Source organism: Pseudomonas sp. TE50-2, assembly GCF_040813665.1.
In the GTDB taxonomy this organism is placed as follows: Bacteria; Pseudomonadota; Gammaproteobacteria; order Pseudomonadales; family Pseudomonadaceae; genus Aquipseudomonas; species Aquipseudomonas soli.
This window is the reverse complement of the sequence record NZ_JBFNXN010000001.1, coordinates 2,225,531-2,250,002: the sequence shown is the minus strand read 5'-3', so window position 1 is coordinate 2,250,002 and position 24,472 is coordinate 2,225,531. Positions and strand designations below refer to the sequence as shown.

The 24,472-nt window shown below is 65.5% G+C and carries 21 protein-coding genes; 12 read left to right on the top strand and 9 right to left on the bottom strand.

Annotated features, from left to right (window positions below; translation table 11 throughout):
• Positions 1-6: 6 nt before the first annotated feature.
• Positions 7-300 carry a hypothetical protein gene (locus tag AAHK21_RS10285; RefSeq protein WP_023631497.1) on the bottom strand — a complete coding sequence of 98 codons (294 nt, stop codon included), beginning with the start codon at positions 298-300 and terminating at the stop codon, positions 7-9.
• 68 nt (positions 301-368) lie between these two features.
• Between AAHK21_RS10285 and pbpC the strand changes: the two genes are divergently transcribed.
• Positions 369-2,717, top strand: coding sequence for a peptidoglycan glycosyltransferase PbpC (gene pbpC, locus AAHK21_RS10280; RefSeq protein ID WP_367857180.1), 2,349 nt, complete (start codon positions 369-371; stop codon positions 2,715-2,717).
• A 15-nt stretch (positions 2,718-2,732) separates the two neighbouring features.
• Here pbpC and AAHK21_RS10275 read toward each other — a convergent pair whose 3' ends face one another.
• The 5 genes from AAHK21_RS10275 to AAHK21_RS10255 form a co-directional block, all read right to left on the bottom strand.
• Entirely contained in the window at positions 2,733-3,170 is a 438-nt protein-coding gene (locus AAHK21_RS10275; RefSeq protein WP_367857179.1) for a cupin domain-containing protein, read from the bottom strand.
• Positions 3,171-3,272: 102 nt separating this feature from the next.
• Positions 3,273-4,178, bottom strand: a complete 906-nt coding sequence (locus AAHK21_RS10270; protein ID WP_367857178.1) for a LysR family transcriptional regulator — start codon at positions 4,176-4,178, stop codon at positions 3,273-3,275.
• Positions 4,179-4,236: 58 nt separating this feature from the next.
• Positions 4,237-5,322, bottom strand: coding sequence for a tRNA (uridine(54)-C5)-methyltransferase TrmA (trmA, locus tag AAHK21_RS10265; protein WP_046857216.1), 1,086 nt, complete (start codon positions 5,320-5,322; stop codon positions 4,237-4,239).
• Positions 5,319-6,614, bottom strand: coding sequence for an NCS2 family permease (locus AAHK21_RS10260; RefSeq protein WP_038707321.1), 1,296 nt, complete (start codon positions 6,612-6,614; stop codon positions 5,319-5,321). The genes trmA and AAHK21_RS10260 overlap by 4 nt, the downstream gene beginning before the upstream one ends.
• 206 nt (positions 6,615-6,820) lie before the next feature.
• Complete coding sequence (locus AAHK21_RS10255; protein WP_102684554.1) at positions 6,821-8,041, bottom strand: MFS transporter; 1,221 nt, start codon at positions 8,039-8,041, stop codon at positions 6,821-6,823.
• Between the two features lie 342 nt (positions 8,042-8,383).
• Here AAHK21_RS10255 and AAHK21_RS10250 point away from each other — a divergent pair, with 342 nt between their 5' ends.
• The 3 genes from AAHK21_RS10250 to AAHK21_RS10240 are packed head-to-tail and all read left to right on the top strand — an operon-like array spanning position 8,384 to position 10,982.
• Positions 8,384-9,820 (top strand): cytochrome ubiquinol oxidase subunit I, encoded by a 1,437-nt coding sequence (locus AAHK21_RS10250; protein ID WP_367857177.1) that lies wholly within the window; start codon positions 8,384-8,386, stop codon positions 9,818-9,820.
• 1 nt (position 9,821) lies between these two features.
• Positions 9,822-10,829 carry a cytochrome d ubiquinol oxidase subunit II gene (gene cydB, locus AAHK21_RS10245; protein ID WP_367857176.1) on the top strand — a complete coding sequence of 336 codons (1,008 nt, stop codon included), beginning with the start codon at positions 9,822-9,824 and terminating at the stop codon, positions 10,827-10,829.
• A 12-nt stretch (positions 10,830-10,841) separates the two neighbouring features.
• On the top strand, positions 10,842-10,982 hold the full coding sequence (locus AAHK21_RS10240) for a DUF2474 domain-containing protein (RefSeq protein ID WP_023630574.1): 141 nt from the start codon (positions 10,842-10,844) through the stop codon (positions 10,980-10,982).
• 55 nt (positions 10,983-11,037) lie between these two features.
• On the opposite strand, the gene AAHK21_RS10235 is transcribed toward AAHK21_RS10240, so the two are convergent.
• Positions 11,038-12,162, bottom strand: a complete 1,125-nt coding sequence (locus AAHK21_RS10235) for a methyltransferase (protein ID WP_367857175.1) — start codon at positions 12,160-12,162, stop codon at positions 11,038-11,040.
• A 100-nt stretch (positions 12,163-12,262) separates the two neighbouring features.
• Positions 12,263-12,967 (bottom strand): autoinducer binding domain-containing protein, encoded by a 705-nt coding sequence (locus AAHK21_RS10230; RefSeq protein ID WP_367857174.1) that lies wholly within the window; start codon positions 12,965-12,967, stop codon positions 12,263-12,265.
• A gap of 216 nt (positions 12,968-13,183) precedes the next feature.
• On the opposite strand from AAHK21_RS10230, the gene AAHK21_RS10225 reads away from it, so the two are divergent.
• The gene (locus AAHK21_RS10225; RefSeq protein WP_367857173.1) at positions 13,184-13,960 is read left to right on the top strand and encodes a ferredoxin--NADP reductase; all 777 of its coding nucleotides are present in this window, start codon (positions 13,184-13,186) and stop codon (positions 13,958-13,960) included.
• Between the two features lie 68 nt (positions 13,961-14,028).
• On the opposite strand, the gene mscL is transcribed toward AAHK21_RS10225, so the two are convergent.
• Positions 14,029-14,442 (bottom strand): large-conductance mechanosensitive channel protein MscL, encoded by a 414-nt coding sequence (gene mscL, locus AAHK21_RS10220; RefSeq protein ID WP_367857172.1) that lies wholly within the window; start codon positions 14,440-14,442, stop codon positions 14,029-14,031.
• 178 nt (positions 14,443-14,620) lie between these two features.
• On the opposite strand from mscL, the gene radA reads away from it, so the two are divergent.
• The 7 genes from radA to AAHK21_RS10185 all read left to right on the top strand — a co-directional run bounded on the left by radA (position 14,621) and on the right by AAHK21_RS10185 (position 24,468).
• Positions 14,621-15,988 (top strand): DNA repair protein RadA, encoded by a 1,368-nt coding sequence (gene radA / locus AAHK21_RS10215; protein WP_046857208.1) that lies wholly within the window; start codon positions 14,621-14,623, stop codon positions 15,986-15,988.
• A gap of 72 nt (positions 15,989-16,060) precedes the next feature.
• Positions 16,061-16,564 (top strand): RNA polymerase sigma factor, encoded by a 504-nt coding sequence (locus tag AAHK21_RS10210; protein WP_046857207.1) that lies wholly within the window; start codon positions 16,061-16,063, stop codon positions 16,562-16,564.
• Between the two features lie 68 nt (positions 16,565-16,632).
• Positions 16,633-17,625: a FecR domain-containing protein gene (locus tag AAHK21_RS10205; RefSeq protein ID WP_367857171.1), complete on the top strand. Its 993-nt coding sequence runs from the start codon at positions 16,633-16,635 to the stop codon at positions 17,623-17,625.
• 195 nt (positions 17,626-17,820) lie between these two features.
• A complete protein-coding gene (locus AAHK21_RS10200) occupies positions 17,821-20,490 on the top strand; it encodes a TonB-dependent hemoglobin/transferrin/lactoferrin family receptor (RefSeq protein WP_367858977.1) in 2,670 nt (889 codons plus the stop codon).
• A gap of 82 nt (positions 20,491-20,572) precedes the next feature.
• Complete coding sequence (locus AAHK21_RS10195; protein WP_367857170.1) at positions 20,573-21,190, top strand: heme acquisition protein HasA; 618 nt, start codon at positions 20,573-20,575, stop codon at positions 21,188-21,190.
• A gap of 169 nt (positions 21,191-21,359) precedes the next feature.
• On the top strand, positions 21,360-23,132 hold the full coding sequence (locus AAHK21_RS10190; protein ID WP_367857169.1) for a type I secretion system permease/ATPase: 1,773 nt from the start codon (positions 21,360-21,362) through the stop codon (positions 23,130-23,132).
• Positions 23,133-23,136: 4 nt separating this feature from the next.
• Positions 23,137-24,468 (top strand): HlyD family type I secretion periplasmic adaptor subunit, encoded by a 1,332-nt coding sequence (locus AAHK21_RS10185; RefSeq protein WP_367857168.1) that lies wholly within the window; start codon positions 23,137-23,139, stop codon positions 24,466-24,468.
• The last annotated feature ends 4 nt before the right edge of the window (positions 24,469-24,472 follow it).

Here is a 24,472-nt window from a genome sequence, read left to right as displayed (position 1 = left end):
CTGCTTTCAATGCACCACCCAGCTCAACACCCACAACCCCAGCAACGCCCAGATGATCCCGAGGATGATCGATGCGCGCATGAATGCGCGGACCGCCGAGTACAGCAACATCAGGCCGACGATAAGCGCCAGGATGCTCACCAGCGAGGTGTCCATCCCCAGCGTGCGCGCCAGGCCATCGATGAAATTGCCACCGGCGTTGGCCAGCAGGTTGAACAACCCGCTCAAGCCATCGACGATGAACCGGATCACCGAACCCAGTGCCTGGCCCAGCCATTCGAAAAAACCTTCTACATGCATAGTCGCTTCCTGATCAACGAATCGGCGATTCCCAGCCTTTGGCCATCACCTGGCCCGGTCGGTTCCCGATGCCAAGCTTAGCGCGCCCGCGCCTGACCAGGCTGCTGCGGCGTGTCGCCGTCGGCGTGCTGCTGGGCATGGCCCTGCTGTGGCTGGCCGACCGGATCTGGCCATTGCCCATGCCGGGCGACGACCTGGCGCGGGTGGTGCTGGCCGAGGACGGCACGCCGTTGTGGCGCTTCGCCGATGCCGACGGCGTGTGGCGCTATCCGGTCAGCCCGCAGGAAGTCTCGCCGTTGTACCTTGAAGCCCTGCTCGCCTACGAGGACCGTTGGTTCTATCGCCACCCCGGGGTGAACCCCATGGCCCTGGCCCGGGCCGCCTGGCTCAATTTTCGTGGCGGGCGGGTGGTGTCCGGCGGCAGCACCTTGTCGATGCAGGTGGCGCGCCTGCTCGACCCGCACGACCGCACCTTGCCCGGCAAGCTGCGCCAGCTGTGGCGCACGGCGCAGCTGGAGTGGCACCTGTCCAAGGACGAGATCTTGCAGCTGTACCTCAATCGGGCGCCGTTCGGCGGCACCTTGCAGGGCGTGGCAGCGGCCAGTTGGGCATACCTGGGCAAGTCGCCGAAACACCTCACTCCGGCCGAAGCCGCATTACTCGCCGTGCTACCCCAGGCGCCGAGCCGGCTGCGTCCGGACCGCCACCCTGAACGCGCCCAACGCGCCCGGGACAAGGTGCTGCAGCGCCTGGCCGAGTACCAGGTGTGGCCAGCCCAGCGCATCGACGAGGCGCGTGAGGAGCCGCTGTTGCTGGCGCCACGCCAGGAGCCGGCGCTGGCGCCGCTGCTGGCCCGGCGCCTGAATACCCCGAACAGCCCGCCACTGATCCACACCACCCTGGACGCAGCCTTGCAGCGGCGCCTCGAAGACCTGCTGCTGGGCTGGCGCGCCCGCCTGCCCGAGCGCACTTCGGCGGCATTGCTGGTGGTCGAGACCCAGAGCATGGCCGTGCGCGCGTATCTCGGCTCCATCGACTTGAACGATGAGCGCCGCTTCGGTCACGTGGACATGATCCACGCCCTGCGTTCGCCCGGCTCGACCCTCAAGCCGTTCCTCTACGCCATGGCCATGGATGACGGCCTGATCCATTCCGAATCGCTGTTGCAGGATGTGCCACGACGCTACGGCGACTACCGCCCCGGCAACTTCTCCATGGGTTTCAGCGGCCCGGTGTCGGCCAGCTCGGCGCTGGCGCTGTCGCTCAATCTGCCGGCAGTGCAACTGCTCGAGGCCTACGGCCCGAAACGCTTCGCCGCGCAGATGCGCATGGGCGGGATGCCGCTGGTGCTGCCGCCGCTGGCCGAGCCGAACCTGTCGCTGATTCTTGGTGGCGCAGGCAGCCGGCTGGAGGACCTGGTCGGTGGCTATGCCGCGCTGGCTCGTGGAGGGTTGAGCGCGCAGGTACGCCTGCAACCTCAGGACCCGCTGATGGAGCGCCGCTTGCTGTCGCCGGGGTCGGCCTGGATCACCCGGCGCATTCTCAGCGGCCTGGCGCGGCCAGACCGAGACCCCCACGCCGAGCTGGTGCAGCGTCCACAATTGGCCTGGAAGACCGGCACCAGCTACGGCTTTCGCGATGCCTGGTCGGTGGGCGTCGGCCCGCGCTACCTGATCGGCGTGTGGATCGGCCGCCCCGACGGCACCCCGGTGCCGGGCCAGTTCGGCCTGGCCTCGGCGGCGCCATTGATGCTGCAGGTGCATGACCTGCTGAGCAACCGCGACAGCCAACGCGGTATCGAAGTGCCGGTCGAGCAGGTGCCCGATTCGGTCGGTGTGGCGGCGATCTGCTGGCCGCTGGGCCAGCCGATGAACCGTCAGGACCCGAACTGCCGTCGGCAACGTTTCGCCTGGACCCTCGACGCCACCACGCCACCGACCTTGCAGGCTGCCGATCAGCCGCTGGGGCTGGGTTTGCGCGAAACGGTGTGGCTCAACGAGCGTGGCTTGCGTGTCGATGCCTCCTGTCCCGGTGCCAAGGCCCAGGATGTCGCGCTGTGGCCGGCCCCGCTCGAGCCGTGGTTGCCCAGCGCCGAACGCCGGGCAGCTCGGCTGCCGGCTGTCGATCCCGTTTGCCCACCGCAGATGGCGGCCAGCGCGCCACCGCTGTCGATCGTCGGGGTGCGGGCCGGCGACAGCCTGCGTCGCCCGGCCACCAGCCATGAGCCACTGCAGGTGCGGGTGTCGGCATTGGGTGGGGCGGGGCGGCGCTGGTGGTTCCTCAATGGCCAGCCCTTGGGCGAGACCCAAGGGCAGGACAGCCTGCAGGTAAGTTTCGAGCAGGCCGGGCGCATCGAGTTGAGTGCTTTGGATGAAAGCGGCGAGACGGCGCGGGTGGAGTTCCAGGTCAGCGAGTGAGCACGTTGCCCAGGCTCAGCCTTTGACCGGGTTCAGATCGAAGGCACCAGCCTGGTACTGGAACAGCAGGCAATCGGCCGCCGCGGTGCAGCCACTTTCATGCACGAGGTTGGCGGGCAGTTTGTAGTAGGCGCCTGCCGGGTACTCCACCCGCTTGCCATCGATCACCGCGTAGAAGGTTCCGCTCAACACCACGGTCGGCAGGTTCTGGCTGTGGGTGTGCAGGCCATTGTCGGTGCCTTTGCGGAACTTCACGTAGGCCGAGTACGGCCCCTTGCCGAACAGGTCGCCTTCGACATTGGCGTAGCTCACCGCGCCTTGAGTGCCGGGCACCTGCTGCCATTTCAGCGCGGCGCTGTCAGGGACCGAACTCAGGGTGTCGCCTGCGGCGCTGGCGGTGGCGGTAATAGTGGCCAGGGTGAGGCCGGCGAACATCGTGTGCAGTACTTTCATGGGGAGGCTCCTTCGCCAAGTGACAATGGGCGAAGGTTAAACAATCAAGTTGCGCACAAATACTTCGTCAGGGTGCCATGTCTTGTGCGATTTAAGCACAAATCAATTTTGCCATCTCGGCTCTGCGTAGTACGCCTGCACGTAGTCGAGCAGTGCGCGTACCTTGGGCGCCACATAGCGGCTTTGCGGGTAGACCGCGTACAGGGTGCGTGAGGGCAGCGACCAGGCCGCCAGCACCGGTACCAGGCGCCCGTCGCGCAAGGCATCGTGGGCGATGAAGCGGTCGAAGCTGGCGATCCCCAACCCGCCGATCGCTGCCGCGCGCAGGGCCATCGGTGAGTTGGCGCTAAGGCGCTGGGGCATCAGCAACTCACGGCGCTCGCCGGCGGGGCCGGTCAGTTGCAGGCGCTGTGGATGCGGCAAGCGGCTGTAGCCGAGCAGCGGGTGGGCCGCCAGGGCGTCGGGCGTGGTCGGCGTGCCGTGGCGCTCCAGGTAGCCGGGAGCGGCCACCAGCACCACCTCGCTGTCTGCCAGCCTGCGGGCCACCAGGCTGGAGTCGGGCAGGTGGTCGGTGACCCTCAGGCAGACATCGATGTCTTCTTCCAGCAGGTCGATGAAGCGGTCGCTGCAATGCAGTTCGACCTGCAATCGCTCGTGACGTCCGACGAAGTCGGGTAGCCAGTGTCCGAGTTCCAGCTCGCCAAAGGCAGTGGCCACACCCAGGCGCAGCGTGCCGCTGGGCTGTTGTTGATGCTCGGACAGTTCAAGGTTCATGGCCTGCATCTGCTCGAGAATCCGTGTGCAGTGGCGATAGAACAGCGCCCCGGCTTCGGTCACTTGCAGGCGACGGGTGGTGCGGTTGAGCAGTTGCGTGCCGAGATGGCGTTCGAGGTGCTTCACCTGGCGCGACAGCACGGTGTGGGAAACGCCCGCCTGGTGGGCGGCGGCGCTGAAGCTGCCGAGGTCGACGACCCGGCGGAAGGTCTGCATGGCGCTCAACTGGTCCAATGGCACATCACTCCTTGCAGCGAACGGCGGGGCCCTGGCGGCCCCGCGTCGTCGCGGGTCAGCGCCGAACCAGCAGCACCCCGCTTTCCATGTGGTGGGTGTAGGGGAACTGGTCGAACAGCGCGCAGCGTTCGATACGGTGGGTATCGTGCAGCTGGGCGATGTTCTGCGCCAGGGTTTCCGGGTTGCAGGAGATGTACAGGATGCGCTCGAAGCGACGGGTCAGCTCGCAGGTGTCCGGGTCCATGCCGGCGCGCGGCGGGTCGACGAACACCGTGCCGAAGTCGTAGCTCTTCAGGTCGATGCCTTCCAGCCGGCGGAACGGGCGGACCTCGTTCAGGGCCTGGGTCAGCTCTTCGGCCGACAGGCGCACCAGGCGCACGTTGTCCACGCCGTTCTCGTCGAGGTTGTGCAGGGCGGCGTTGACCGAAGTCTTGCTGATCTCGGTGGCCAGCACCTGGCGGGCGCGGGTGGCCAGCGGCAAGGTGAAGTTGCCGTTGCCGCAATACAGCTCGAGCAGGTCGTCCTGGCGCTCGCCCATGGCCTCGAAGGCCCAGCCGAGCATCTTCTGGTTCACCGCGCCGTTGGGCTGGGTGAAGGCGCCTTCGGGCTGGCGATAGCTGAAGGTGCGCCCGGCGATGTCGAGCTTCTCTACCGCGTAGTCGCGGCCGATCACCACGCGCTTGCCTTTCGAGCGGCCGACCACGCTGACACCGAGGTCGGCGGCCAACTGCTGCGCGGCGGCCTCCCAGGCCTCGTCCAGCGGGCGGTGGTAGCACAGGGTGATCATCGCATCACCGGCCAGGGTGGTGAGGAACTCCACCTGGAACAGCCGGTTGTCGAGGTCTTCATTGGCCTGCCAGGCGGCTTTCAGGCGCGGCATCAACGCATTGATGCGCTCGCTGGCGATCGGGAAGTCGTCGATCAGGATGGCCTTGTGCTTCTCGCCTGGGGCGAACATCGCATAGTGGCGCTGGCCGCCTTCGCGCCACAGGCGGAACTCGGCACGCAGGCGGTAGTGCCCGCGCGGCGAGTCGAACACGGCCGGCTCCGGCGCGTCGAACGGGGCCAGCAGGTCGCGCAGGCGGGCGGCCTTGGCCGCCAGTTGCGCGTCGTATTGCGCGGGATCGTAGGCAGCACTCATGCGGGGAACCAACCCAGCTTGATGACGAACAGGATGGACAGGATCACCAGCGCCGGGTTCAGGTCATGGCGACGGCCGGAGATCAGCTTGATGGCGGTCCAGGCGATGAAGCCGAAGGCAATGCCGTTGGCGATCGAGTAGGTCAGCGGCATGGCCAGGGCGGTCACCACCACTGGCGCGGCTTCGGTGACGTCGTCCCAGTTGATCTCGGCCAGGCCCGAAGCCATCAGCACGGCGACGAACAGCAGCGCCGGGGCGGTGGCGAAGGCCGGCACGCTGCCGGCCAGCGGGGCGAAGAACAGCGCCAGCAGGAACAGGATGGCGACCACGATGGCGGTCAGGCCCGTGCGCCCGCCGGCACTCACGCCCGCCGCCGACTCGATGTAGCTGGTGGTGGTGGAGGTGCCCAGCAGCGAACCGGCCATGGCGGCGGTGCTGTCGGCGATCAGGGCGCGGCCCATCTTCGGCATGTGGCCGTCCTTACCCATCAGGCCGGCGCGCTTGGCCACGCCGATCAGGGTGCCGGAGTTGTCGAACAGGTCGACGAACAGGAAGGCGAAGATCACGCTGATCAGGCCCACGTCGAGGGCGCCGGCGATGTCCAGTTGCAGGAAGGTCGGGGCCAGCGATGGCGGCATCGAGACCACCCCGCCGAACGGCGTGACGCCCAGCGCGATCGCGGCCACGGTCACCGCCAGGATACCGATCAGCACGGCGCCGCGAACCTTCAGCGACTCGAGGGCGACGATCAGGAAGAAGCCCAGGGTGGCGAGGATCGGCGCGGGTTTGCTGAGGTCGCCCAGGCCCACCAGGGTGGCCGGGTTATCGACGACGATGCCGGCGTTATGCAGGGCGATCAGCGCCAGGAACAGGCCGATGCCGGCAGCAATGGCCGAGCGCAGCGGCAGCGGGATGCTGTTCACGATCCATTCGCGGATGCGGAAGATCGACAGCAGGAAGAACAGCACTGCGGAAAGGAACACCGCGCCCAGCGCCACCTGCCAGGTGTGGCCCATGTGCAGGACCACGGTGTAGGTGAAGAAGGCGTTCAGGCCCATGCCCGGCGCCAGGGCGATCGGGTAGTTGGCGATGATGCCCATGGTCACCGAGCCGATGGCCGCGGCCAGGCAGGTGGCGACGAAGAGCGCGCCCTTGTCCATGCCGGTCTCGCCGAGGATGCTCGGGTTGACGAACAGGATGTAGGCCATGGCCAGGAAGGTGGTGACGCCCGCGAGAATCTCGGTGCGCACGTTGGTGTTGTGTGCTTTTAGTTGAAACAGCCTTTCCAGCATGCCTGCTCCCCGGGCGCCCTCGCGCCGTGAATGTATCGACCCCAACAGCAAAGCACAGACCGTACCGGGTGCCGTGGTTTTGTGTGGGGTGGAAAAAAGCCGCGCATCATACCAGCAAGGATGGCGGGGGCCTATGGCCATTGGGGAGAGAGGCCATTCGGGCCCTCTCGCGGGTTTTTCGCCTCGCGAGGGGGCGAACACGGTTTTCAGCCGTTATGCATACGGTCGCGATGGGTCAACGTCGGGAACAGCTTCATCCATACCCCGGTCACCAGCAGCGTGCCCACGCCGCCGAGCACCACCGCCGGGACTGTGCCAAACCAGTGCGCGGTCAGCCCCGACTCGAACTCGCCGAGCTGGTTCGAGGCACCGATGAACAGCCCGTTCACCGCGCTTACCCGGCCGCGCATCTCGTCTGGCGTCTCCAACTGCACGAAGGCGCCGCGGATGACCATGCTGATCATGTCCGCCGCGCCGAGCACCACCAGCACCGCCAGGGAGAACCAGAACGAGGTCGAGAGGCCGAAGGCGATGGTCGCCACGCCGAACACGCCGACCGAGGCGAACATGATCAGGCCCACCTTGCGCTCCACCGGGAAGCGCGCCAGCCAAAGTGACATCAACAGCGCGCCCACCGCCGGTGCCGAGCGCAGCAGGCCCAGGCCCCAGGCGCCGGTGAGCAGGATGTCCTTGGCGAACACTGGCAGCAGCGCGGTGGCGCCGCCCAGCAGCACGGCGAACAGGTCCAGGGAGATGGCGCCGAAGATGTCCGGGCGGCTGCGGATGAAGCGCACCCCGGCCAGCAGCGATTCCAGGTTGGCCCGACCGCGCTGGGGTAGTTGTTGGCGCGCGTCGAGGCTCAGGGTCAGCAGGCAGGCGATGAGGTAGAGGGCCACGGTCGGGCCGTACACCCAGGTACTGCCGAAGGCGTAGAGAAAGCCGCCGACCGCCGGGGCGACGATGGTCGCCGACTGGGTGGCCGACGCCGATGCCGCCACGGCCCGTGGGAACAGCCCGGGCGGCACCACGTTGGGCAGCAGCGCCTGGGTCGCCGGCATCTCGAACGAACGGGTGGCGCCGAGCAGGAAGGCGAGGATGAAGATCAGCTCGCGGCTGACGTTGTCGCTGACGCTGCCCAGGGCCAGCGCCAGGGCGATCAGCGCCTGCAGGGTCTGGCACAGGGCGGCCACCTTGCGTCGGTCGTAGCGGTCGGCGACGTGGCCTGTGTGCAGCATGAACAGCACCCGGGGCGCGAACTCGACCAGCCCGACCAGGCCCAGGTCGAGGACATTCCCGGTCAGTTGGTAGAGGTGCCAGCCAATGGCCACCGTGAGCATCTGGAAGCCGCTGGCGGTGAATACGCGGGCCAGCCAGAAGGCCAGGAAAGGGCGGTGATGACGCAGCAATTGCGGGGCGGAATCGGACATCGGGGGGCTGCAGCCTCGGAGATAGAGGGGCCTGCAGAGTAACATCTGTTTGTAACAAATAGTTGCTGAAAGTCGTGTGGATCAACTCCCGCGACTTCGCAAAAGAGGGTGAGGCAACCGGTCACGCGGCAATCAACCACACATCCGGATGGGGCATTCAGGACTATGCTTCCATTCAGTCGTTGATCTGGATCAATCGTTCCAGATGCAACGATCTTGGCCTTCGGGCCGGAATCCCCGCGATCGAACAGAACAATTCCAACGCGCCGCACTCGATACCCGTGGGGGCAGTGGGCGACAGGCCATGAGCCCGGTCGCCGGATTACCTGAAGAGGAAGCACCATGTTCGGATTGGAAGCCCTAGAGCTCGCCCGAATCCAGTTTGCCTTTACCGTGTCCTTTCACATCCTGTTCCCGGCCATCACCATTGGCCTGGCGAGCTACCTGGCGGTCCTCGAAGGCCTTTGGCTGAAGACCGGCGACAACACCTACCGTGACCTCTACCACTTCTGGTCGAAGATCTTCGCCGTGAACTTCGGCATGGGCGTGGTCTCGGGCCTGGTCATGGCCTATCAGTTCGGTACCAACTGGAGCCAGTTCTCCGACTTTGCCGGATCCATCACCGGTCCCTTGCTCACTTACGAGGTCTTGACCGCCTTCTTCCTCGAGGCCGGTTTCCTCGGCGTCATGCTGTTCGGCTGGAACCGTGTCGGTCGTGGCCTGCACTTCTTCGCCACCTGCATGGTGGCGCTCGGCACGCTGGTGTCGACCTTCTGGATCCTCGCCTCCAACAGCTGGATGCAGACCCCCCAGGGCTACGAGATCGTCAATGGCCAGGTGATTCCGGTGGACTGGTTCGCGGTGATCTTCAACCCGTCCTTCCCCTACCGGCTGATGCACATGGCCACCGCGGCCTTCGTCGCCACCGCGTTCTTCGTCGGCGCCTCGGCGGCCTGGCACCTGCTGCGCGGGCGGGACAACCCGGCGGTGCGCAAGATGCTGTCGATGGCCATGTGGATGGCCCTGGTGGTGGCTCCGATCCAGGCCGTGATCGGCGACTTCCATGGTTTGAACACGCTCAAGCACCAACCGGTGAAGATCGCCGCCATCGAAGGCCACTGGGAGAACAAACCCGGCGAGCCGACGCCGCTGATCCTGTTCGGCATTCCCGACATGCAGGCCGAAACCACGCGCTTCAAGGTCGAGATCCCAGCCTTGGGCAGCCTGATCCTGACCCATAGCCTGGACAAGCAAGTGCCGGCGATGAAGGAGTTCCCGCCTGAGGACCGACCCAACTCGACCATCGTGTTCTGGTCGTTCCGGGTCATGGTCGGCCTGGGCATGCTGATGATCTTCGTCGGCCTGTGGAGTGTGTGGCTGCGCAAGCGCGGCACCTTGTACAGTTCGCGCCCGTTCCTCTACCTGACCCTGTGGATGGGCCCGTCGGGGTTGATCGCCATCCTCGCCGGCTGGTTCACCACCGAGATCGGTCGCCAGCCGTGGGTGGTCTACGGGCTGATGCGCACCGCCGATGGGGTGTCCAACCATAGCTACGCGCAGTTGGGCTTCACCCTGGTGATGTTCGTGGTGGTCTACTTCGCCCTGTTCGGCACCGGCATCGGCTACATGATGCGCCTGGTGCGCAAAGGGCCTAAGACCGGTGAAGGCGATGAGCACACCCCCGGTGGCCCTGGCCAGAAACGTACGCCGGCGCGGCCGCTGTCCGCCGCCGATGAAGGCCATGAGGCCGACTCCACCAGCCTGAGCAAGGGGAACTGAGATGGGTATCGATCTTCCGCTGATCTGGGCCGTGATCATCATCTTCGGCGTCATGATGTACGTGGTGATGGATGGTTTCGACCTGGGCATCGGCATGCTTTTCCCCTTCGTCCAGGACGAGCGTGACCGCGATGTGATGATGAACACGGTCGCCCCGGTGTGGGACGGCAACGAGACCTGGCTGGTGCTGGGCGGGGCGGCGCTGTTCGGTGCCTTCCCGCTGGCCTACTCGGTGGTGCTGGAGGCGCTGTACCTGCCATTGATGCTGATGCTGGTAGGCCTGATCTTCCGTGGAGTGGCATTCGAGTTCCGCTTCAAGGCCCGGGCCCACAAACGCCATATCTGGGACAAGGCCTTCATCTGGGGCTCGCTGGTGGCGACTTTCTTCCAGGGGGTTGCGCTGGGCGCGTTCATCGAAGGCTTCAAGGTGGTCGACCGCAAGTTCACCGGCGGCACCCTGGATTGGCTGACCCCGTTCACCGTGTTCTCGGGCTTGGGCTTGATCGTTGCCTACACGCTGCTGGGCTGCACCTGGTTGATCATGAAGACCGAAGGGCCGTTGCAGCAGAAGATGCACGACATGGCCCGTCCCCTGGCGCTGGTGCTGCTGGTGGTGATCGGCATCGTCAGCCTGTGGACGCCGATCGCCTATCCGCAGATCGCCGAGCGCTGGTTCAGCATGCCCAACCTGGTTTGGTTCATGCCGGTGCCGATCCTGGTGCTGGTGACCTTCTACGGGTTGCTGCGGGCGGTGGCACGCAATGCCCACTACACCCCGTTCCTGCTGACCCTGGTGCTGATCTTCCTCGGTTACAGCGGCTTGGGCATCAGCTTGTGGCCGAACATCATCCCACCGTCGATCAGCATCTGGGATGCCGCGGCGCCGCCGCAGAGCCAGGGCTTCATGCTGGTGGGCACGCTGTTCATCCTGCCGTTCATCCTTGGTTACACCTACTGGAGCTACTACGTGTTCCGCGGCAAGGTGACCCATGAAGACGGCTATCACTAGGAGCGCCGGGTGATGAATGTCGAAGAGAAGAAACCGCTGTGGCAACGCCTGGGTTGGCTGGTGCTGATCTGGGGGCTGAGCGTGGCAGCGCTTGGCGTGGTGGCTTATGGCATGCGCATGTTCATGAATGCGGCAGGCCTGAGTACTCACTAAGCCATCGAGTCATCGCGGGGCAAGTCGTACCGATGCGACTTGCCCCGCGATGCTTTTATTTCCGGGCCTTGAGCACCACGAACTTCGGCGTTGCCGCCACCTGCTCGACACCCCGGAACAAACGCGCCAGCTTGCTGTGGTAGCCCAGGTGGCGGTTGCCGACGATGTACAGCGCGCCACCGACTTCCAGCGCCTCGCGGGCCTGCTGGAACATGCGCCAGGCGAGGAAGTCGCCGACCACCTGCTGCTGGTGGAACGGTGGATTGCACAGCACCACGTCCAGCGATTGTTTCTCCTGCCCCGCCAGGCCGTCCGCGGCCCTGATCGTCACTGCGCGTTCTCCCAGTGCCGCCTGCCAGTTCTCCCGCGCCGACTGCACCGCCATGTACGACTCGTCGACCAGGGTGAACTGCGCATCCGGGTTGGCCAGGGCGCAGGCGATCGCCAGCACGCCATTGCCACAGCCCAGATCGGCGACCCGGGCGCGACCCAGGTCACGGGGCAGATGTGGCAGGAAGGCGCGAGTGCCGATGTCCAGGCCTTCGCGGCAGAACACGTTGGCGTGGTTGACCAGCTCCAGGGCCGGCGTCTCCAGACGATAGCAGCTGGGGTAGGGGGAGCGGGCGGCCGGGCGTTCGGCGAAGGTGGCAATCAGCAGGCGCGCTTTCTTCTGCGCCAGCGACGCCTGCACCGGGCCGATGTACTTCTCCATAAGGTCGCCGGCGGCTCGCGGCAAGTGCTTGATCATCGCCCCGGCAATCACCTGGGCGCCTGGCGCCAGCTGGCCCTGCAGGCGGATCAGTTGCTCCTCGAGCAGGGCCAGGGTCTTGGGTACGCGCACCAGCACGCGGTCGAACGGGCCCTGGAAGGGCTCGCTGGCCGGGATGAAGGGCACGCTGTCGAACGGCTTGCCGTTGCCCGCCAGATTCTTCTCCAGGGCCAGGTGCGCCAGGTGCGAGTCGCCGCTGCTGGTCACGTCCAGGTGCCCGGCCAGGCTGGCGGCCAGGGCGCCGAAGCTGTCGTTGAGCACCAGCACCTTGCAGCCTGAGCCCGGTGCCTGGGCGGCCAGGTGCTCAAGCAGGTACTGGTCGGCGGCATCGAACGCCAGCAGCGGGTCGTTGGCTTGCTCCGGCTGGCGGATCAGGTCGAGGTCGGCGAAGGGGCTGTTGAACAGGGGCATGACGTGGGGCTCTGCTGCGTATCTGCCCGGCGCGCGGGTGCGGCGGGCTTGCGGCAGGTGATTCTACAGGGCTTTGTGTCTGGGTGGGGGACGGGGGCTGTCAGAGCAGGCCGCGCAGGGCAGCAATGGCGATGGCGCCGGCTTTGTTGGAGGCGTTGGTCTTGCTGATCACGCTGCGAATATGAAAATTCACGGTGCTGGTCGACAGCGAAAGAATCATCGCCACGTCGGCTGCGGTCTTGCCGGCGGCCGACCACTTGAGCACTTCGAGCTCGCGCTCGCTCAATTGCGGCAGTGGGCTGTACTTGGCCAGATGGTGTGTGCTGAGGGCGGCGTGCAAGGTGTTGCACAGCCACATCACCTGGGCGCTTTTCTCGAACAGTTCGTCACGGGAGACAGCGCCCTGAGGCCTGGTGACACTCAACTGGCTTTCGTTGTGCTGCTGGTCGTGCACCGACTGGCTCCAGCCATGGGTCATGCCGTGGGCAGTGGCAGCCTCCCGCAACTGAGGCACCTCGTGGAACAGTTCGTCGCTCCAGACCAGCGGCAACGTCGTGTGGTGGCATTTTGTCACTGCCGGATCTATCTTGATGAAGTCTTCAGCTTGGTAGCGCGTATTCCAGGCACTTGGGTAATTGTTGTAGAGGATCACCTGGGGGCCACGGGCAGCGACATGCAGGTGCAGCGTCAGGCCGACGAACTCCATGTCCAGTGCCTGGACCAGTTTCACGGCCTGGCCGAACAGCTGCTGCGGCTCTCGCTCCTCCAGCATCTGCTGGAGTTGCTCACTCTTCCAATGTGGCATCGGTGAAGCTCCCTTTGTGTCGCGGTGGATCCAAAGTCAGCGTTGTACGGGCAGTAGTGTAGGAAATCTCCTAATGGTGTGCTGGGTTTTTTTGCTATAGCTGTCACGCATTCTTAAGCAGATTGTGCTTGGTTCCTGGCGATACCTTACAAACCGACGGTGTTTATCTCTGCTGCTTTGCGCGACACTGTGCGCACTTGATTCGTGGAGCCCGTCATGACCGCCAGCGCCGACAAATTCACCCGCCAGACCCTGCTCGGCGTCCAGCCCCTTACACCCAACCTTTTTTCCCTGCGCGTGACCCGCGATGCAGGCTTTCGCTTTCGTGCCGGTCAGTTCGCCCGGCTGGGGGTGAACAAGGCCGATGGCAGCGTCGTCTGGCGTGCCTATTCCATGGTCAGCGCGCCCCATGACGAGTTTCTCGACTTCTTCTCCATCGTGGTGCCCGGGGGCGAGTTCACCAGTGAGCTCAGCCGGCTTGGCGAGGGCGACACCCTGCTGATCGATCGCCAGGCCTTCGGTTACCTGACCCTTGACCGCTTCGTCGGCGGCCGTGACTTGTGGCTGCTGGCCACCGGCACCGGCATCGCACCGTTCATGTCGATCCTGCAGGACTTCGAGGCCTGGGAGCGTTTCGACAACATCAAGCTGGTGTACTCGGTGCGCGAGGCGAAGGAACTGGCGTATATCGATGAAATCGCCGCGCTGGAGCAGCGCGACTACCTGGCGGAGTACGCGGGCAAGCTGCAGTTCATTCCAGTGGTCACCCGAGAGCAGCATCCGGGTGCGTTGAACGCGCGGATTACCACGTTGATCGAGAACGGTGAACTGGAAAAGGCGGCGGGGCTGGCGCTGTCGCCGGAGCATTCACGGATCATGCTGTGCGGCAACCCGGAGATGATCGACGAGACGCGCAAGGTGCTCAAGGCGCGGGACTTGCAACTGAGCCTGAGCAAGCGGCCGGGGCAGGTGGCGGTGGAGAACTACTGGTAAGGAACGATGGCGCCTTTTGGAACGCCGTCACTGGGGCCGCTGCAAAGCGGCCCCAGTCGTTTTGTGCTTCAGGGCTGGCGATTCTGCGCCTTAAGCAGGTCGCGAATCTCGGTCAGCAGGGTTTCCTCGGCGCTGGGCACAGGCGGAGCGGTCGGTGCCACGGCTTCTTCGCGCTTGAGGCGGTTGATCACCTTCACGCCCATGAAGATGGCGAAAGCGACGATGATGAAGTCGAGGATGGTCTGGATAAACTTGCCGTAGGCCAGCATCACGGCCGGCACATCGCCTTCGGCAGCCTTGAGCGTGATGGCCAGGTCGCTGAAGTCGACACCGCCGATCAGCAGGCCGATGGGGGGCATGATCACGTCACCGACGAAGGACGAAACGATCTTGCCGAACGCCGCGCCGATGATGATCCCCACCGCCATGTCGACGACATTTCCCTTGACCGCGATGGCCTTGAATTCACTGAGCATGCCCATGCTGTATTCCTTTGTTACGAATGGAGAGGTAAACGCAGTGTAAGCCACTAAAACGCTTCATGCGTGACGTTCGCAGCTACAGACTGTTTATAGAGCGAATAGTTTTGTCGCCCGCCGAGGCCTCCGGGGCACGTCCGTGTTCGGCTATCATGGCGGTTTTTTCCAGGAGACCCAGCCCATGGCCAAGGCCAAGCGTTTGTATGGCTGCACCGAGTGCGGCGCGACCTTCCCCAAGTGGGCCGGGCAGTGTGGCGAGTGCGGGGCCTGGAACACCCTGGTCGAGAGCATGATCGAAAGCGGCGGCGCCGCGGCACCGAGCGGGCGTACCGGCTGGACCGGGCAGCAGGCGCAGATCAAGACCCTGGCCGAAGTGAGCGTCGAGGAGATCCCGCGCTTCACCACCAGCAGCACCGAACTCGACCGCGTACTGGGCGGCGGCCTGGTGGATGGGTCGGTGGTGCTGATCGGGGGCGATCCGGGTATCGGCAAATCGACCATCCTCCTGCAGACCCTGTGCAACATCGCCGTGCAGATGCCGGCGCTGTATGTCACCGGCGAGGAGTCGCAGCAGCAGGTGGCCATGCGCTCCCGGCGCCTGGGCCTGCCCCAGGACCAGCTCAAGGTCATGACTGAAACCTGCATCGAGACCATCATTGCCACCGCGCGCCAGGAAAAGCCGCGGGTGATGGTGATCGACTCGATCCAGACCATCTTCACCGAACAACTGCAGTCGGCGCCGGGTGGCGTGGCCCAGGTGCGCGAGAGCACGGCATTGCTGGTGCGCTATGCCAAGCAGAGCGGCACGGCGATCTTCCTGGTCGGTCACGTCACCAAGGAAGGCTCGTTGGCAGGTCCTCGGGTGCTCGAGCACATGGTCGACACGGTGCTGTATTTCGAGGGCGAGTCCGATGGCCGCTTGCGCCTGCTGCGCGCAGTGAAGAACCGCTTTGGCGCGGTCAACGAGCTGGGCGTGTTCGGCATGACCGACCGCGGCCTCAAGGAAGTCTCCAATCCGTCGGCGATCTTCCTCAATCGCACCCAGGAAGAGGTGCCCGGCAGTGTGGTCATGGCCACCTGGGAGGGCACCCGGCCGATGCTGGTGGAAGTCCAGGCGCTGGTCGACGACAGCCACCTGGCCAACCCGCGACGGGTGACCCTGGGCCTGGACCAGAACCGCCTGGCCATGCTGCTGGCGGTGCTGCACCGACACGGTGGCATCCCCACCCATGATCAGGACGTGTTCCTCAACGTCGTCGGCGGGGTGAAGGTGCTCGAGACCGCTTCCGACCTGGCGTTGCTGGCGGCGGTGATGTCGAGCCTGCGCAATCGTCCGCTGGCCCATGGCCTGCTGGTGTTCGGCGAAATCGGCCTGTCGGGCGAGGTGCGCCCGGTGCCCAGTGGCCAGGAGCGTCTGAAGGAAGCGGCCAAACATGGCTTCAAGCGGGCCATCGTGCCCAAGGGCAACGCGCCGAAAGAGGCGCCCGCCGGGTTGCAGGTGATTGCCGTGACCCGTCTGGAACAGGCGCTGGATGCATTGTTCGAGTAGGTCATTTTCTTGTAAGTGATTCTCAATAACGAGTAGCATACCGCCACCTTGCGACCACCTCATGGAGCGCGTGTGGCGGAGTTAGACCTCAAGCGGCTGTTTCTCAAGCACGCGAAAAACCTTCAAGGCCTGCTCTCGCGCAAGGTGCGCGACCCACAGCTGGCCGCTGACCTTGTGCAGGACAGTTTCCTGCGCCTGGCCGAGCAGCAGCGTACCGAGACCATCGACAACGCCCAGGCGTACCTCTATCGCACCGCGCACAACCTGATGATCGATCATGTGCGTCAGCAGCAAAGGCGCAAGACCGACACGGTGCCCCACGAGGCTTTCGAGGCGCTCGTCGAGGACGGCCCTGGGCTTGAGGAGCAAGCCGTGCGCGAGCAGCACCTGCGTCGCCTGCAGATGATCCTCGGCGAATTGCCCGAGCGCACCCGGGAAATCTTCCGCCTCAACCGCCTGGAAGGGATGACCCATGCCGAGGTTGCCCGGCACCTGGGGATCTCCGACAGCTCGGTGCAAAAGCATCTGGCCAAGGCCCTGGCCTATGTGATGCAGTGCCTGCAGGAAACCGAATGACCAACGGTTTACTGACTAATGCCGCTTCAGACGTCAGCCCAGACATAACCAGATCGCGAGAGAACCGTGTGAGCAGCCAGAACGAGCAAGCCATCCGCGAGCAGGCCGCCGAGTGGGTGGTGCTGGAGGGGGGCGGCCCCCTGAGCCCGGCGCAGCAGCTGGCGTTGGCGCAATGGTGCGGCAGCGATCCGCGCCATGCGCGGGCCTATGCCTTCGCCAAGGCGACCTGGGCCGATCTCGGCCAGGTGACGAGCCTGGCGCCGACAATGCCGCACCGGGCATCAGTGGCCCGGGCCGAGCGTCCGCGTGGCCGGCGTCGGCCGACGCGGCTGCGCTGGGCGGTGGCCAGCAGTGCGTTGCTGTTGCTGGCAATTCTGGGCGTCGAACAAGGCCCTCAAGTACTGCTCGACTGGCGTGCCGACTACGCCACCGCCGCTGGCGAAGTGCGCCGCGTAAGCCTGCCCGATGGTAGCCAGGTCGACCTGGACAGCGGCAGTGCCGTGCAGCTCGACTTCGATGGTCGGCAGCGTCGGGTGCGCCTGTTGGCGGGGGAGGCGGTGTTCAGTGCGGCGCCGGTCAGCGCGGATGAGCCGCGGCCCTTCGTGGTCGAATATGCCGGTGCCACCAGCCAGGCACTGGGCACCCGATTCGTGGTGGGCGAGGCGGGTGATGGCGGCTGGGTGGGCATGCTCGAGCATAGTGTCGACGTGCGGCTGCAAACGGCGCCGGCCCAGGGTGCCGCCCATCAGCTCCTGCAGGAGGGGCAGGCACTGCGCTACGACCAGGCCCAGGGTATCCGGCCATGGAGTGGCCGCGATCTGCATCGGGCCACCGACTGGCAGCGGGGTGTGCTGGTGTTCGAGCGCCAGCCTCTGGCCGAGGTTGTCGAGCGCCTGAACCGTTATCGCGATGGCCGCCTGATGGTGGTCGATGGCACGCTGGCGCAGCGTGAAGTGAGCGGTGTGTTCCGCCTCGACAACCTGGGCGCCGCCGCCGATACCCTTGCCCGCGAGCTGAAGGCCAAGCGCCTGCAGTTACCGGGCTTGACCGTGATCTACTGAGTCTTTCGCAAAAACTTTCATCTGGCGTTACTGAGTTTTCCCACGTTGCTCGTCTGACTGTTGAGATTGATTTTCATTATTAGAAAACGCTAACAGACGAGACGCGCAGTGAGCACGCAATCAACTCGATCCCTCCGGCCTCTGAGCCGCATCGCCCTTGCCGGCAGCCTGGCCCTGGGCACCTGCACCCTGCCGATGGGGATCGGCATGGTGCAGGCTGCCACCGCCGCCAGCAGCACCAAGCACACCGTCATTCAGTTCGACATCCCTGCCCAGCCTCTGGACAGCGCCGTCCTGGCCTATGCCGAGCAATCCGGGGTGCAGGTGTTCTTCGACAGCCGAACCCTGGCTGGCTTGCAAAGCGAAGGCCTGCACGGCGGCTACAGCGTCGAAGAGGGGCTGCACCGGTTGCTGCGCGGCATGCCCGTACGCTATCGCTTCAGTGCCCCGGGCCAAGTGGGCCTGGAGCGCCTGGCGGAGGGTGGCCAGGTCATGGAACTGGGCGCCACTCATGTTGATTCGATGCGTGACGGCGACTGGGTCTACCAGACGCCTCGCTCGGTCAGCGTGATCACCCGCGAGCAGATCGACAAGCGCCCGCCGCGCCACGCGGCCGACCTGCTCGAGCAGACTGCCGGGGTATACACGGCAGTCAACCAGCGCGACCCCGGGTTGTCGGTGAACATCCGCGGCGTGCAGGACTATGGCCGGGTCAACATGAACATCGATGGCATGCGCCAGAACTTCAGCGTCAACGGCCACCAGCAGCGCAACGGCACGATGTTCATCGACCCGGAGTTCATCCAGGGCGTGGAAATCGACAAGGGCACCTCTGCCGGCATGGGCGGCGCCGGGGTGATCGGTGGCATCGCCAGTTTCAATACCGTCGAGGCCCGTGACCTGCTTGGCGACGGCAAGGAAGTCGGCGGTCGCCTGCGCGCCGGCCATGGCATCGGCGAGCTGGGCAATGGCACGTACTTCAACGGCAGTGCGCTGTTTGCTGCCGGCAACGAGATAGGCGACATCCTCGTCGGCTACAGCGAGCGACACTTCGGCGACTACCGCAGCGGCACGCAGAATGCCGACAACCTGGGCACGCAGATCCGCGGCAAGCTGGAGAATCGCGAGGCCTGGAAGAGCTGGTTGCACGGTGAAGTCGGAGCGATGGACAGCATCACCCGCTCCCAGCTGTTCAAGTTCGGCATCAACCTGCCTGAGCATCAGCGCCTGCAGTTCAGCTACTTCGAGACCGATGCCGACAGCAAGGATGCCTGGACCTACAACGACAGCAACAGCAACCGCTACTACTACCGGGTCACCGGGACCAATGACATCAATGCGAAGAACACTGCAGTCGACTACAGCTTCTCACCCGACAACGACCTGATCGATTTCAAGGCCAAGCTTTATTACGTAACCACCCGCCAGGACCGCTGGAACGCCGACAACATGTCCAGCGTGGGTACCGGCAACCGTGTCGAGGCCTATACCGACCGCTTCCAGACCGACACCTGGGGGCTGCAAGTGCAGAACACCTCGCGCTGGCACTTCGGGCAGGTCGACACCTTGAGTTTCAACTACGGCACCGAGCTGTTCCAGGACAGTTTCCGTCCCAGCACGGACCGTGTCGCCGCCCAGAACGAAGTGGAATCGCTGCCCTATGTGCAAGGTGCCAACCCCAAGGGCAAGCGGATCATGGCCAGCTTGTTCGGCAATCTCACCTACGAGCATGACGACTGGCTCAGTCTGGATGCCGGTTTGCGTTATGACCGCTACCGGCTGAGCGGCAAGACCGGCGTCACCACCTGGATGTACCCCGAGGGGGTCACCGAGGTCAGCCTTTCGCGCCAGCAGACCCACATGATCTTCGACGAGCAGACGGAGGAGGGCCGTTTCTCGCCAACCTTCGGTATTGCGGTCAAGCCAGGGCCGGACTGGTTGCAGGTCTACACCCGCTGGGGCCGTGGCTGGCGTCCGCCGGCGGTGACCGAAGTGTTCATGAGCGGCCGCCCACATGCCGGCGGCAGTGCCGAGATGGTCTATCCCAACCCGTTTCTCAAGGCCGAGGAGTCGCACAACTGGGAGTTGGGGCTGAACATTTTCAAGGAGTCGCTGCTTCGCGACGGCGACCGGTTCGGCGCCAAGGTCGCCTACTTCGACACGCGCATCGACAACTTCTCGTTTCTCGACACCAATGTCTCGCTGCCCGGCAGCAGCGTGGCGGGTATCGCGCTGGGTCGCTCGGCCTACCAGAACAATCTGGAGACCACGCGCTTTCGCGGCGTGGAATACAGCCTGGATTACGACGCCGGCGCCTACTATGGGCAGCTCAGCTACACCCACATGATCGGCAGCAACGAGTTCTGCTCCAACCAGTTCTACATGGGCGGCGCACAGCGGCTGGTCAGTGCCGGCACCGTCATGCGCCCGGTCCGTGTGGGCAGCCGCATCATCATGCTGCCGGTGCGGGTATCACGCGCCGAGGGCGCGGCGGACACCAACAGTATCGTCAGCTGCGGCGACATCATGGGCAACGCCTCCTATATGCCTGCAGACCGCGGCGCGCTGACCCTGGGCATGCGCCTGCTCGATCGCACCCTGGATGTAGGCATGCGTGTGCGCTACAGCGAAGGCAATGGTGAAAACCTCAAGAGCCATACCTACAACCAGATCGATCAGGCGCAGTGGCCCCAGTACACAGTCTATGACCTGTACGCCAGCTACTGGATGACTTCCAGCCTGAACCTGGCCCTTTCCCTGGAAAACGCCACCGATGAGGCCTACTTCGTGGCCATGGGCGACGGCAACAACCTGTCGCTGGCCCGTGGCCGCACCTTGAGCGGCATGCTCGAGTACCGCTTCTGATCCAACCGGGTTTGCCCATTCCGGGCGACGCGAAGGCACGGAACACGCCTTCGTCATCACTGTGCAACAACGAGGAACCGTCATGACCCTTTCCGTTAACTACGACGCCGCTTTCGCCAGCTCCACCGTCGACGATTACCTGGCCTTCTGGAGTGCCGGCTTCGTCACCGCCGGCCACGGCTACAGCAACACCGGCGGCTTCAGCAACGGCACCTTCGACGGCGACCAGTACGCCACTCACGGTCGCAACAGCTCGGATTACGCCTTCGTTGCCGACAGCGACAGCGCCAACGGCCTGCACTACGTATTCGACCCGTCGAAGGCACCGGGCGACAACCTGAATCACTACCTGTGGGGTTCGCTGGACAACGTTTCCCTGGGCGAAGTGCTCGGCGGCGGCAGCGGCAGCGACTTCACCCTGAGCAACTACGTGGTCAGCTTCAACGGCCTCGACCTGGATGCCGCGCAGGGCGCAGGCCGTGCCGGCAACGAAGTGCAGAGCGTGATCTACGGCCTGATGCAGGGCAACACCTCGGCCCTGGAGGGCGTGCTCGACAACCTGCTGGCCGGTTATGGCGTGTCCACCAACAGCACCTTCGCCGAGATCGGCGCGGCCCTAGCCGCAGGCCCCGCGCACGCTGCCTCCGCCGAAGCGGTCGGCGTGCAGGCGCTGCCTGAGGACCTGGCCCTGGCGGCCTGAGCGCAGGCATGAAAAAGCGAATGGAAGGTCACCCTGCCATTCGCTGATCTGATGCACTTACCCCGCAGCCCGTGTCTTTGCCGGGCCCAGGCTGCGGCGGTGCGAATTCTGTGGCGACGATGGCGCGAATGCAATCGCCTGTCGGCGCCTTCCAAGAGGTTTCCAACAAATGCGAACCGCTCCCGCCGCGGCCAATGAAGTGCTGCGGGCGCTCAAGGCCTGCCGTGCCGGGCTTGGCAACGTCGCGTTGTTCACCGCGGTGATCAATGTGCTGATGCTGGCGCCGGCGCTCTATATGCTGCAGGTCTATGACCGGGTCCTGTCGTCGCGCAACGAGATGACCCTGCTGATGCTCAGCCTCATGGTGCTCGGGGTGTTCGCCTTCATGGGGCTGCTGGAGTGGCTGCGCAGCCAGGTGGTGATCCGCCTGGGCACGCGCATGGACATGGACCTCAACCCGCGGGTGTTCGAGGCCGCCTACGAGGCCAGCCTGGCCGGGCACAAAGGTGCGGCGGGGCAGATGCTCGCCGACCTGACCGCGCTGCGCCAGTTCGCCACCGGCCAGGCGTTGTTCGCCTTCTTCGATGCGCCGTGGTTCCCGGTGTACCTGCTGGTGATGTTCATGTTCAGCCCGTGGCTGGGCCTGATGGCGCTGGCGGGCGCGGTGTTGCTGACGGTGCTGGCGTGGGTCAACGAGCGCCTGACCCAGGCGCCGTTTGCGCAAGCCGGGCAGCTGTCGCAGCAGGCGGGCCTGGAGGCCAGCGCCAACCTGCGCAATGCCGAAGTGATCGAGGCCATGGGCATGCTCGGCGCCGTGCGCCAGCGCTGGGCGCGGTTGCATCATGGGTTCCTGGCCCGGCAGAACCTGGGCAGCGAGCGTACCGCGGCGGTCACCGCGCTGACCAAGACCGTGCGCCTGGCCTTGCAGTCGCTGGTGCTCGGGCTGGGCGCCTGGTTGGCCATCGAACAGTTGATCACCCCGGGGATGATGATCGCCGGTTCCATCCTCATGGCCCGCGTGCTGGCGCCGATCGACCAGTTGATCGGCGCCTGGCGCCAATGGAGCGGTGCGCGCCTGGCCTATCAGCGCCTGAGCGAGTTGCTGCAGGCCCAGCCCCCGCGCCCGGCTGGCATGCCGCTGCCGGCCCCGCTGGGCAAACTCACCGTCGAGCAGGTGGGCGCGACGCAACCGGGCAGCAGTCGCCTGTGCCTGAACAACCTGGGCTTCGAGCTGCCGGCGGGCGAGTCGCTGGGGATCATCGGCCCTTCGGGGTCGGGCAAGTCGACCCTGGCGCGGCTGCTGGTCGGCGCCGGCGCGCCGATCACCGGCAAGGTGCGCCTGGACGGCGCCGACCTGCGGACCTGGGACCGTGGCGCGCTGGGCCAGCACATCGGCTACCTGCCGCAGGATGTGCAGCTGTTCGCCGGCAGCATTGCCGACAACATCGCCCGTCTGGGCCTTGTCGACGCCCAGCAGGTGGTCGCTGCGGCGCAGCTGGCGGGCGTGCACGACATGATCCTCGCCTTGCCGGGCGGCTATGACACGCTGTTGGGGGAGGGAGGCATGGGGCTTTCCGGTGGTCAGCGCCAGCGCATCGGCCTGGCACGCGCGCTGTACGGGCTGCCGGCGCTGATCGTGCTCGACGAACCCAACTCCAATCTCGATGAGGCCGGTGAGCGGGCGCTGGTCGAGGCCATTGCCAGGCTGCGCGAGCACAAGCGCACGCTGATCCTGATCACCCACAAGTCCTCGCTGCTGGCCGGCCTGGACAACCTGTTGATGCTCAAGGGCGGCCAGTTGCAGGCCTTCGGCCCCACCGCCAGGGTATTGCAGGACGCCCAGCGGGCTGCCCGGCCCGCCCCCGTCGCCCCCTCCACCACACCCCCCATCGCCCGTAACCCCATCGGCATGAACGTCACGTTCGGCCAACCAAGAGCCTGATTTCATGAGCGTACACGCCCTCTCCACGCAAAAGACCGAAGCGAGCCTGCTCAGCCTCGATGAACACCGGCCGGGCCGGGTCGGCCGCTGGCTGGTGTTGGCAGGTTTCGGCGGCTTTCTGTTGTGGGCCGCGCTGGCGCCCTTGGACAAGGGCGTGCCGGTCAGCGGTAGCGTAATGGTTGCCGGTAGCCGCCAGGCCGTGCAGCACCCCACGGGCGGGGTGATCGAACAGTTGCTGGTGCGTGACGGTGACACGGTGAACGCCGGCCAGGTGCTGCTGCGCATGGACCCGACCCAGGCCCAGGCCCAGGTCGGTTCGTTGCGAGTGCAGTACGTCAACGCCCGCGCCGGGGAGGCGCGCCTGCTGGCCGAGCGCGATGGTCGGGCGACGATTGCATACCCCGAAGACCTGCTGGCCCAGGCGAATCTCCCCTGGGTGGCCACGGTGCTGGAAGGGCAGCGCCAGCTGCGTGGCAGCCGGGCCCAGGCGCTGGACATGGAACTCGGCGGCCTGCGCGAGAGCATTGCCGGTGCCGAAGCCTCGCTGCAGGGGCTGCAAGGTTCGTTGGCCAGCAAGCAGGCCCAGCGCGATGCGCTGGACGAGCAGTTGCGCGGCCTGCGCGAGCTGGCCCGGGACGGCTACATCGCCCGCAATCGCCTGCTCGACAGCGAGCGCCTGCTGGCCCAGGTCAATGGCTCGATCGCCGAGGACTTCGGCAACATCGGTCGCACCCGGCGCCAGGTGCTGGAGCTGAAGCTGCGTATCGGCCAGCGCCAGCAGGAGTACCAGAACGAGGTGCGCCAGCAGCTCGCCGAACTGCAGGCCAGCGCCGAGGACCTGGGCAACCGCTTGCGCAGCGCCGAATTCGAACTGGCCCATGCCCAGGTGCGGGCCCCGGTGGCCGGTACGGTGGTCGGTCTCAGTGTGTTCACCAACGGCGGGGTCATCGCCCGCGGCCAGCAACTGATGGAGATCGTGCCGCGCGATGCGCCTTTGCTGGTCGATGCGCGGGCCTCGGTGGAGATGATCGACCGCCTGCGCCCCGGCTTGCCGGTGGAACTGATGTTCGTGGCGTTCAACCAGAGCACCACGCCGCGGGTGGACGGCGAGGTGACCCTGGTCTCGGCCGACCGCCTGGTGGACGAGAAGACCCAGCAGCCCTACTACCAGGTACGTATCAAGGTCAGCGAACAGGGGCTGGGGCAACTGGCGGGCCTGGATATCCGCCCTGGCATGCCGGTGGAGGCCTTCGTGCGCACCGGTGAACGCTCGATGCTCAATTACCTGTTCAAGCCACTGGCCGATCGGGTGCACGTTGCTCTGGCGGAGGAATAAGGGA